This is a genomic window from Maricaulis sp. (assembly GCF_017643475.1).
GTDB lineage: Bacteria > Pseudomonadota > Alphaproteobacteria > Caulobacterales > Maricaulaceae > Maricaulis.
On the sequence record NZ_JAEPNI010000003.1, the window covers coordinates 96,770 to 107,020 of the forward strand.

Sequence of the window (10,251 nt, forward strand, 5' to 3'; positions counted from 1 at the left end):
GCCTGTCCGCCTAACAGGATCACCTGACACGACGGCTATCACCAGCGATTGACTTGACGCTTACGCAAACTCGGCGAGGATGATCGGCGTATTTTCGGTTTCTGAGGGGAACAATCATGGGCCGTTTGTTGATGGGCGTCGCTTCTGGCGCCCTGCTGATGGGCGCTGGCATCTATTTTTACCAGGGCGCGAATGAGGGTGATGCGGGCACACAGGCTGGCCCATCGACCACAAGCAGCGATGCACCGCTGACCGTTGCGGATGCGGAGGCCTTTGTGGAGGGGGCTGAAGCCGAGTTCCGCGAGTTCGGCGAGTTTGCTGCGCGCACTGCCTGGGTTCAGAACAATTTTATCACTCATGACACCAACTGGTTGCTGCAGCGCATGGGCGCCCAGTCCACCGCGATGTCCGTGCGGTATGCGACCGAAGCCGGTCAATATGCTGATCTGGATCTTCCCGCTTCGCTCGAGCGAAAATTGACAGCGCTTCGGGCCGGCATCACCCTGCCCTCGCCCAATGACCCGGCTGCGGCAGCGCGCATGTCAGAGCTGACCACACGCATGGGCTCGTCCTACTCCTCCGGCCTGATGGAAATCGACGATGAGATGGTCGATCACAACGAGCTTGAAAACATCATGCGGACCAGCCGCGATCCGGAATTCCTGGCCCATGTCTGGAATGGCTGGCGCGAGGCCTATGATCCCGAAGCCATGGCGCAGGACTATTCCGAAATGGTCGAGATCGCCAATCAGGGCGCCCGCGATCTGGGATATGACAATCTCGCACAGATGTGGCTGTCCAATTACGACATGCCGGCTGACGAGATGGAAGCCGAGGTTGAACGCCTCTGGGGCCAGGTCGCGCCGTTCTACGAGGAACTTCACTGTCACGTCCGCTCGAACCTGAACGAGCTTTATGGCGACGAGGTTCAGCCTGCCACCGGTGCGATCCGCGCGGACCTCCTGGGGAATATGTGGGCACAGGGCTGGGGCTCACTCAGCGATGTCGCCGGTGTGGGTTCGGGTGAATCCGCCTACAATCTCAACGACCTTCTGGTCAACAACGGCTACACGGCCCACCAGATGGTTGAAGTGGCCGAGACCTTCTTTACGTCACTGGGCCTGGAGCCGCTTCCGGAAACCTTCTGGGAGCGTTCGCTGATCACCCAGCCCCGGGACCGCCAGGTGGCCTGTCACGCTTCGGCCTGGAACCTCGACAGCGTCGATGATCTGCGTATCAAGATGTGTACGCTCGTCAATGGCACTGATTTCGTGACGGTTCACCACGAGCTCGGCCACAACTTCTACCAGCGCGCCTATAACCACCAGGACCTCCTGTTCCAGACCGGCGCCAATGACGGTTTCCATGAAGCAATCGGCGATTTCATCGCACTTTCCGTGACGCCGGAATATCTGGTCCAGATTGGCCTGCTCAATGAAGCCGACATGCCGGGTGCGGACGCGGATCTGAGCCTGTTGATGGATACGGCGCTCGACAAGATTGCCTTCCTGCCCTTCGCGGTAATGATGGACCAGTGGCGCTGGCGCGTGCTGCGTGGCGAGATTCAGCCGGACGAATATAACTCTGCCTGGTGGGAGCTCAGAAACAGCTATCAGGGCATCACCCCGCCGGTGGAGCGCCCGGCAGACGCGTTCGACCCGGGTTCAAAATACCACATCGCCAACAACGTGCCGTATTTGCGTTATTTCCTTAGCCATATCCTGCAATTCCAGTTCCATCAGGCCGCCTGTGAAATGGCGGGCTGGGAAGGCCCGCTGCACCGGTGTTCGATCTATGGAAACGAGGAAGTCGGTGAACGCTTCAACGCCATGATGGAGCTGGGCGCATCCCAGCCCTGGCCGGATGCGCTGGAAGCCTTTACCGGCACCCGTCAGATGGATGGCTCTGCAATCACGGCCTATTTCCAGCCATTGATGGACCATCTGCGAGAGGAAAACGAAGGTCGTTCCTGCGGCTGGTAATCTCTCCGACGCATTAAGATTGAGTCACAGACGGCTCGACACATTGCGCGCGTTATAGTGTAACGTTAGGTTTGCGATCATTTCTCCGATCGGATTCCGGACCTTGCCAAACGCCGCAATGTGCCGGGCCGTTCGCTTGTCTATTGGGGTGAAACTTTGAAACCAGTATTCATGGCTAGCGTCGCCAGCCTGGCGCTCCTGACCGCTTGCGGCCAGGTCAACACCGGAACCGATGCCGAAACGTCCGCCAATGCGGACGCCAGCAGCGAAGTTGCAGCCGACGTCAATGTCGCCAGCAATCCCTTCCTGGAAGACGGGTGGGATACACCGTTCGGCACGCCGCCTTTTGACCGCATTGAAAACGAGCATTTTGCACCGGCATTCGACGCTGGCATTGCTGAGTCCCGCGCGGAATTCGCTGCCATCGTCGAAAACGCTGACGCTCCGACCTATGAGAACACGATTATCGCCATGGAGCGTCTCGGTTCGTCCCTGTCGCGTGTGCAGTCAGTCTTCTTCGCGCTTGCCAGCGCACACACCAATGAGACCATCCAGACGCTGTCCCGGGAATATTCCTCGCAATTCTCCGCACTGGGCAATGACATCTCCCTGGACGGGCGGCTGTGGGAACGCATTAACACGCTCTACGAGACGCGCGACAGCCTGGGTCTGGATGCAGACCAGATGCGGGTTCTCGAACTCTATCACCGTGACTTTGTCCGCGCCGGCGCCCTGCTGAACGACGCCGCCAAGGAACGCCTGGCCGAGCTGAACACTCAGATTTCCGGACTGACGGTCGCCTATGGCCAGAATCTGCTGGCAGAAAACAATGGCTATGAGCTGGTCATCACCGACGAGGCTGATCTGGCCGGCCTGCCGGATGGGATCCGCGCTGCCGGTGCCCGCGAAGCTGCTCGCCGTGGATATGAGAACTCCTGGGTCTTCACGACCTCCCGCTCCTCCATCACGCCTTTCCTGACCTTCGCGGAAAACCGAGAGCTGCGTGAGGATATCTACAACGGCTATGTCATGCGTGGCTTCGCCGGCGGTGACAGCGACAATCAGGAAGAAGCGATCGAGATCGCTCGCCTGCGTGCTGAACGCGCCGAGTTGCTCGGTTATGCAAATCACGCGTCCTACCAGCTTGAAACACGCATGGCGCAGAACCCGGACAATCTCTCCGATTTCCTCAACCAGATCTGGGAGCCGGCCTTGGCCCGCGCACGCGAAGAGCGTGACGACATGCAGGCCATGATCGATGCGGAAGGCGGCGACTTTCAGCTCGCGGCCTGGGACTGGTGGTATTATTCCGAAAAGGTTCGCCAGGCGCGTTACTCTCTCAATGAGGAAGAGGTTCGCCAGTACTTCGTGCTCGAGAATGTTCGCAATGCTGCGTTCGAAGTTGCCAACCGTCTCTGGGGCCTAACCTTCCATCCGGTCGAGGACGCACAGGTCTTCATCGACGGCGTTGAAGTCTGGGAAGTTCGCGAAGCGGACGGCACCCATGTCGGCGTCTTCTACGGTGACTTCTTCGCCCGCCCGACCAAGCGTGGCGGTGCGTGGATGAACAGCTTCCGCGGGCAGCAGAATATCGATGGTGAAAACCAGCGCCCGGTCGTAGGCAATTACCTCAACCTCTCGCCGCCGGCAGAAGGTGATCCGGCGCTGATGAGTTTCAACGAGGTCTCCACCCTCTTCCACGAATTCGGCCACGCCCTGCACGGCCTTCTGTCCGAGCAACGCTATCCGCGCATTTCCGGTGTCACCGGTCCGCGCGACTACACCGAATTCCCAGCCCAGATCTATGAACACTGGGCGGCCGCTCCGGAAGTCATGCGTGAATTCTTCACCCACGCTGAAACCGGTGAGACCATTCCGGACGAGCTGATGGAACGCCTGCAGGCAGCAGCCACCTTCAACCAGGGTTTCGCAACCACGGAATACATGGCCGCTTCGCTGCTCGATCTCGCCTGGCACTCGTTGAGCCCGGAGGAGATCCCGGAAGACGCGCTGGAGTTCGAGACCCGAGTGCTCGATGATATCGGCATGATGGAAGAGATCGCGCCGCGTTATCGCTCGACGTACTTCTCACACATCTTCGCGGGTGGTTATTCTGCCGGTTATTACGCCTATATCTGGTCAAACCTGCTGGACGCTGACGGATTTATTCCGTTCCGCGAAAACGGTCTGTATGACGAGACCTATGCCCAGCGTCTGCGCGAGAACGTCTATGGCGCCGGCGGCATCCGCCCAGCCCTGGATCTCTACGTCTCTTTCCGCGGTCAGGAACCAACCATCGAGCCGCTGCTCGAAGGTCGTGGCCTGATCGAGAGCGAAAGCGAGTAAGCTGTCACCGCTATCCGAGAAAAGCCCCGGTTCATCGAGCCGGGGTTTTTTTTGTTATCCGCCGAGAAAGACGCGCTCGATGGTCCACCAGATGGCCATCAATGCGATGGCACCGTTGGCGCCGCGAACCAGCGAGCTGCGATACCAGTCCTGTTCGAAAAACCAACGCAGGGCAAAATACATTGCTGCGATGATGGTCAGCTGTCCCAGTTCAACCCCGACGTTGAAACTCACCAGCGCGGGAACCAGCGCACTTCCAGGCAATCCGAGCTCAGATAACACGCCGGCAAAACCCAGCCCGTGAAACAGCCCGAAGCCGAAGACCACCAAGGGGCGCCATTTCTGCATGTCCTTGAAAAGAATGTTCTCGACAGCCACAAAAGCTATCGAAAGCGCGATGATCGGCTCGACGATTTGGCCCGGCACGACAATCAGTCCTGAAATCGCCAACCCCAACGTGATCGTATGCGCGATCGTGAAGCTCGAAACCTGCAGCACCAGCGGTTTCAGACGTGTAGAGGCGAAAAACAGCGCACACACGAACAAGATATGATCCAACCCCTTGGGGAGGATGTGCTCAAACCCCAGCTTCACGTAAAGCGCTATCGTCTCCCACAGGCCGCGTTCCAGCGTGACGTCGAATCCCAGTGCGGCTTCTCCAGAAGGCAACTCGCTGTCCATGCTTTCCAGTGCCGCACAGAGATCCGGGTCCAGCCGACAGATTTCGTCCTCGGGGTGCGCCCAGGCAGTTGCCGCGCCCAGCACCATCAGTCCAAGCATCAGAACGAGGGAGCTGAGCACAAAAATTCTTGGCATTCATGCCTCCGAAGGGTGGTCGCGCGCCGCCGAAGCGCGGTGGAAACTCCGCGTTACCTTATAACGGGAGCACAGTTATTTGGAGTATCCACTACACTTGGGGATGCCGCTGCCGGAACCATTCGAAACCAAAGCAAGCAGCGGAAAATTATACGAAAACCGACCCTGCTGGCTTTCGTTCACTAGAACGCCTCGACGAGTTGCTCAAATTTAATGTGACTCCACAATATCATATGAGACATGATTGTCTCATGAATGATCCAATCAGACCCACCGCCAAAAATGCTATTATGGAAGCCGGTTTCCGACTTTTGTCAGCCGAGCCATCAAGCTCTCTGTCCCGCATCGCTGAACACGCCGGTGTCGGGAGAGCCACATTGCACCGTCACTTTACTTGCAGGGACGAGCTTCTGCGGAAGCTTGCCATGCGCGCTTATGAAGAGATGGACGAGGCTGCGGAAAGCGCGGCAGAACACGCGCCTAGCTATTCTGCCGCTCTCAAGAATATTCTGGACGCCCTCATCCCTCTCGGTGATCGCCACGGCTTTCTCGCACATTTTGGGCTCGAGGATGATGCAGAGCTGAAAAATGAAATTGCGCGCCAGGCTGAGGAAACGCGCGATCTGATCGACGCGGCTCGCGGGGAAGGACTGTTCGACCCTGCCATTCCAACAAGCTGGATCGAGCGCATGTACGACGCCGCGGTCATGGCCGGCTGGGAAAGCATGCGTGCCGAGGAAACAACCCTGAACCAGGCCAGCGAACTCGCCTGGAACAGCCTCATCAAGGGTGTAGGAGCGAAATCATGAACGGTGATGCAATTGAGTATCTGGGCAGCCAAATTGATGATGCTTTCTTCCTTCTCGGCGCAGCCATCCTGCTGATCGAGCTGGTGACCGGTGTCTTCACGAAGAAGATGACCGGCCGGACCCTGCTGGACATGATCGCCAATATCTCGACCCAGATTCCCTATCTGGCCTTCGAAATATTTGTGATGGGATTTGTGTATCTCGGCTTTGTCGCCATCAATGCGAACTTCGTCAGCTGGGATATTCCAGTGACGCTATGGAGCGTGGTTCTCGCGCTCCTGGTCGCCGACTTCACCTATTATTGGGAACACCGAATGGCGCATGAAATCCGTCTGTTGTGGACCCAGCATGCCGTGCATCACTCTTCTCGCTTCATGAACATCAGCGTGGCGATCCGCTTCGGGCCGTTTGAGAGCCTGACATCAGCGATCTTCCATCTGCCCATGCTGTTCATGGGCTTTCATCCAGGCGTCGTCTTCTTCTCGATCGTCGTGGTGCAGGCCTATCAGACCTGGATCCACACCGAATTGGTCGGCAAGCTGGGCGTGCTGGACGGCATCCTGAACACACCCGCCAATCACCGGGTCCACCACGGCTGTGACGACAAGTATATCGACAGGAATTACGGCGGCATCCTGATCATCTGGGACCGCATCTTCGGCACCTATCAGCGCGAAGAGGAAACCCCGCACTACGGCCTGGCGCGCGACTTTAACAGCGTCAATCCGCTGGCCGTCTGGTTCTCGGAACTTCCGGGCCTCTTCAGGGACCTCGGCTCGGCCCGCAATGCCGGAGAATGGTGGGGGTATCTTTCGAAGCGACCCGGATGGGCGCCTGAAAATGGCTCTGCCAAGCGTCAGATGGAAGGGCCGGCTGAATAGCCGGCTCCCCTAGCCTCCCAGAAACACGCGTTCGATCGTCCACCACAGCGCCATCAGCGCGATGAGACCAGTGCCCCCCAGACGGAGATAATTATAGGCAGGCTTCTCGCGCCACCAGAACACGGCGATCCACGCCATGGCCAGGATCGACAATTGCCCCAGCTCAACCCCGACATTGAAGCTGATAAGCGCGGCTGCCAGATCGCCTTCCGGCAAGCCCAGCTCACCCAATACGCCCGCGAACCCCAAGCCGTGAAAGAGCCCGAAGGCGAAAACCAGCGCGGGGCGCCATTTCTGGACATCCTTGAAGACGATGTTCTCGATCGCCACGAAGGCGATGGACAGCGCGATTATCGGCTCGACTATACTGCCCGGCAGGCTGACATGGCCCAACGTGGCCAGGGCCAGCGTGATCGTGTGGGCCAGGGTGAAAGCGGAGACCTGCCAGATCAGGTCCTTCCATTTTGATGATGCGAGAAAGAGAGCCAGGACAAAAAGAATATGGTCCAGGCCCAGCGGCAGGATGTGCTCGTAACCCAGCTTGAGATAAAGCCAAATCACGTCCCAAACCGTCTGTTCCACAGCATCCAGCATAGCACTCACCCTTGATCGCGCTTGACGGATCGATGTCATCACGCGAAATTATTTTAGTTCTAAATTATCTCCGACTCGCAGTCCTGCGATGTCGATTTCACAGGCATGAATATGACCGACACCTTCTCCTCGCAAGTCGATGTCTCTGATGAAGATATTCATTGGGATTTCAAGGACGACATGTCCTACGGCAAGTATCTCCGTCTGGACACCATCCTGTCCCAGCAGGAATTGCTGACCGGCGAGCATGACGAGATGTTGTTCATCGTCATCCACCAGGTCGCCGAATTGTGGATGAAGCTGGTGATCCACGAGATTGAGGCTGCCTCCCGCCGTATTGCGCAGAACGAGGTCGGACCGGCGCTGAAGATGCTGACGCGGGTGTCGCGCACCCAGGAACAACTGATCGAGGCCTGGTCGGTTCTGGCGACCATGACCCCTGCTGATTACCTGGTTTTCCGCGACAAGCTGGGCCACAGCTCGGGTTTCCAGTCCTATCAATATCGCACAATCGAATTCCGCCTGGGCAACAAGAACGCCGCCATGGCGCGCGTGCACAAGGATAATCCGGTTGCCCACGCCATGGTCACCGAAGCACTGACCAAGCCCAGCATCTGGGATGAGACGCTCGCCTTCCTCGCCCGCAAGGGATACGAGGTTCCGAAGGACCGGCTGGAGCGTGACTGGAGCGAAGCCTACGAGGCGAGCGAACAGGTCGAGGCGGTCTGGCGCGAGATCTACGCTAACAGCGAGAAACACTGGGAAGCCTATGAACTCGGCGAGAAACTCGTCGACGTCGAGCACAAGTTCCAGCAATGGCGTTTCAATCACATGAAAACTGTCGAGCGTATCATCGGCTTCCGCAAGGGCACTGGCGGCACAGCCGGTGTGGGCTATCTGGTCAGGGCCCTGGATCTTCGTTTCTTCCCGGAAATCTGGACCGTGCGGACGCTGCTCTGATCCATGAAACATCTCTGGGACATATCACAACCGCTCCGCGCCGAGCTGCCTGTCTGGCCCGGTGACACCGCTTTCCAACGCGAAGACAACTGGGTGATTTCCGACGAGTGCCCCGTCAAGGTCTCCCGCCTGACCCTGTCCACGCACTCCGGTGCCCATGCGGATGCGCCGGAGCATTATGACCGTGATGGCACAGATATCGCCTCGGTTTCGCTGGAGCCCTACCTGGGGGAATGTGTGCTGGTCACCGCGGGCGGTTCCGGTGTCGATGTGACGCCAGACGATGTTGACTGGGACAAGATCGGCGCCCATGCACGGGTTCTGGTGCGAACTTATGAGTATTTCCCGCACGACAGCTGGGACAGTGATTTCCGTGCCATCAATGCGTCAACAGTCGAACGACTGGCTGCTGCCGGCTGCAAGCTGATCGGCACCGACGCTGCCTCGCTTGATCCGGAAACATCCAAGACGCTCGACGCGCATCACGCTGTCAAACGGCATGACATGCGCATTCTGGAAGGCCTCGTCTTCGACGGCGTACCGGACGGACGATACGAGCTGATCGCCCTGCCCCTGCCCATCATCAATGCGGACGCCTCGCCCGTTCGCGCGATTTTGAGAGAACTCTGAGATGACCCTCGACGAGATCAACGCGCTTGATGCCACCGATCCGCTGCGCGAGATGCGCGACCTGTTCACCATTCCTGATGGCGTGATCTATCTGGACGGTAATTCGCTGGGTGTCCTGCCCAAGGCGACGCCTGACGCGATGAGCGACATGATCCACCGCCAGTGGGGCCAGGATCTCATTCGCTCCTGGAACAGCAATGACTGGATCAATGCGCCCCGTCGCCTGGGTGACAAGATCGGAAGCCTGATCGGCGCGGCGCCCGGTCAGGTCGTTGCAGCCGATTCCACATCCGTAAACGTATTCAAGGCACTGTCTGCAGCTTCTCAACTCAACTCTGACAAGTCGGCTTTGCTTTCCGAGACCGGGAATTTTCCGACAGACGCCTACATGATGGAGGGGCTTGCAAGCGCCTCCGGTCGTCAGCTCAGTGCCGAGCTGGTCGAACGTTCGCAAATTCTGGAGCGTCTCACAAAGGGGGATGTTGCCGCCCTGCTCCTCACCCAGACGCATTACAAGACCGGTGCGCTCTGGGACATGGCAGAGGTTACACGCCGCGCCCACGACGTTGGCGCCCTGGTGATCTGGGATCTCAGCCATTCCGCCGGAGCCCTGCCTGTCGAGCTGGATGCCTGCAACGCCGATTTCGCCGTCGGGTGTGGCTATAAATACCTCAATGGCGGCCCTGGTGCGCCCGCCTTCATCTATGTGGCAGAGCGTCATCAGGGCAAGGTCATGCCCGCGCTTTCCGGATGGATGGGCCATGCGGCGCCGTTCGCCTTCGACGACCGCTACGATGCCGGCAAGGGCATTGACCGGTTTCTGTGCGGCACTCCGGGGATTCTCGGCATGTGTGCGCTGGAAGTCGGGCTGGATATCTTCGCGGACGTCGACATGGCCGCCCTGCGCAGGAAATCACAAATGCTGGGCGACCTCTTTATCAAGCTGGTTGAGGAAAACACGTCCGGTTTCGAACTGGCCTCACCGCGTGTCGCTGAACACAGAGGCAGCCAGGTGTCGATCCGTCATCGCGACGGATACGCGATCATGCAGGCGCTGATCGATCGCGGCGTCATTGGTGATTTCCGTGCTCCGGACATCCTGCGGTTCGGCTTCACCCCGCTCTACACCCGCTACAGCGATGTCTGGACGGCGGTTTCCGAGCTCGCCGATGTGATGAACACGAATAGCTGGAAGGACGAGAAATATACCGTCCGCGCCGCCGTGACCTAGGA

9 protein-coding genes and 1 pseudogene are annotated in these 10,251 nt (G+C 58.6%); 8 read left to right on the plus strand and 2 right to left on the minus strand.

All coding sequences use genetic code 11. From position 1 onward, the window contains the following. Nucleotides 1-116: 116 nt before the first annotated feature. Both JJ889_RS11915 and JJ889_RS11920 read left to right on the plus strand, forming a co-directional pair. Complete coding sequence (locus tag JJ889_RS11915; protein WP_291895409.1) at nt 117-1,982, plus strand: M2 family metallopeptidase; 1,866 nt, start codon at nt 117-119, stop codon at nt 1,980-1,982. A 171-nt stretch (nt 1,983-2,153) separates the two neighbouring features. Continuing rightward, entirely contained in the window at nt 2,154-4,328 is a 2,175-nt protein-coding gene (locus JJ889_RS11920) for a M3 family metallopeptidase (RefSeq protein ID WP_291895410.1), read from the plus strand. Between the two features lie 54 nt (nt 4,329-4,382). Here the strand turns inward: JJ889_RS11920 and JJ889_RS11925 are convergent, their stop codons facing one another. Beyond that, nucleotides 4,383-5,144 carry a HupE/UreJ family protein gene (locus tag JJ889_RS11925; protein ID WP_291895411.1) on the minus strand — a complete coding sequence of 254 codons (762 nt, stop codon included), beginning with the start codon at nt 5,142-5,144 and terminating at the stop codon, nt 4,383-4,385. A gap of 290 nt (nt 5,145-5,434) precedes the next feature. Between JJ889_RS11925 and JJ889_RS15910 the strand changes: the two are divergent. From JJ889_RS15910 to JJ889_RS11935, 3 genes and pseudogenes are all read left to right on the plus strand, one after another. Continuing rightward, nucleotides 5,435-5,548, plus strand: a pseudogene (locus tag JJ889_RS15910) (TetR family transcriptional regulator); the annotation flags it as partial. 21 nt (nt 5,549-5,569) lie between these two features. Continuing rightward, nucleotides 5,570-5,953 carry a hypothetical protein gene (locus tag JJ889_RS11930; protein ID WP_291895412.1) on the plus strand — a complete coding sequence of 128 codons (384 nt, stop codon included), beginning with the start codon at nt 5,570-5,572 and terminating at the stop codon, nt 5,951-5,953. Beyond that, entirely contained in the window at nt 5,950-6,834 is an 885-nt protein-coding gene (locus tag JJ889_RS11935; protein WP_291895413.1) for a sterol desaturase family protein, read from the plus strand. The genes JJ889_RS11930 and JJ889_RS11935 overlap by 4 nt, the downstream gene beginning before the upstream one ends. Before the next feature lie 9 nt (nt 6,835-6,843). Here JJ889_RS11935 and JJ889_RS11940 read toward each other — a convergent pair whose 3' ends face one another. Then, the gene (locus JJ889_RS11940; protein WP_291895414.1) at nt 6,844-7,428 is read right to left on the minus strand and encodes a HupE/UreJ family protein; all 585 of its coding nucleotides are present in this window, start codon (nt 7,426-7,428) and stop codon (nt 6,844-6,846) included. A 111-nt stretch (nt 7,429-7,539) separates the two neighbouring features. Between JJ889_RS11940 and kynA the strand changes: the two genes are divergently transcribed. From kynA to kynU, 3 genes are read left to right on the plus strand one after another with little or no spacing between them, the layout of a single operon-like run. Then, nucleotides 7,540-8,388, plus strand: a complete 849-nt coding sequence (gene kynA / locus JJ889_RS11945) for a tryptophan 2,3-dioxygenase (protein WP_366940121.1) — start codon at nt 7,540-7,542, stop codon at nt 8,386-8,388. Nucleotides 8,389-8,391: 3 nt separating this feature from the next. After that, a complete protein-coding gene (kynB, locus tag JJ889_RS11950; RefSeq protein WP_291895416.1) occupies nt 8,392-9,018 on the plus strand; it encodes an arylformamidase in 627 nt (208 codons plus the stop codon). A 1-nt stretch (nt 9,019) separates the two neighbouring features. Continuing rightward, nucleotides 9,020-10,249: a kynureninase gene (gene kynU / locus JJ889_RS11955; protein WP_291895417.1), complete on the plus strand. Its 1,230-nt coding sequence runs from the start codon at nt 9,020-9,022 to the stop codon at nt 10,247-10,249. Nucleotides 10,250-10,251 lie beyond the last annotated feature (2 nt).

Bases quoted from the DNA above. Each gene is read 5' to 3' on its own strand.
- kynA (WP_366940121.1), top strand. From the start codon at position 7,540: ATGACCGACACCTTCTCCTCGCAAGTCGATGTCTCTGATGAAGATATT.
- JJ889_RS11925 (WP_291895411.1), bottom strand. From the start codon at position 5,144: ATGCCAAGAATTTTTGTGCTCAGCTCCCTCGTTCTGATGCTTGGACTG.
- kynB (WP_291895416.1), top strand. From the start codon at position 8,392: ATGAAACATCTCTGGGACATATCACAACCGCTCCGCGCCGAGCTGCCT.
- JJ889_RS11915 (WP_291895409.1), top strand. From the start codon at position 117: ATGGGCCGTTTGTTGATGGGCGTCGCTTCTGGCGCCCTGCTGATGGGC.
- JJ889_RS11920 (WP_291895410.1), top strand. From the start codon at position 2,154: ATGGCTAGCGTCGCCAGCCTGGCGCTCCTGACCGCTTGCGGCCAGGTC.
- JJ889_RS11930 (WP_291895412.1), top strand. From the start codon at position 5,570: ATGCGCGCTTATGAAGAGATGGACGAGGCTGCGGAAAGCGCGGCAGAA.
- kynU (WP_291895417.1), top strand. From the start codon at position 9,020: ATGACCCTCGACGAGATCAACGCGCTTGATGCCACCGATCCGCTGCGC.
- JJ889_RS11935 (WP_291895413.1), top strand. From the start codon at position 5,950: ATGAACGGTGATGCAATTGAGTATCTGGGCAGCCAAATTGATGATGCT.
- JJ889_RS11940 (WP_291895414.1), bottom strand. From the start codon at position 7,428: ATGCTGGATGCTGTGGAACAGACGGTTTGGGACGTGATTTGGCTTTAT.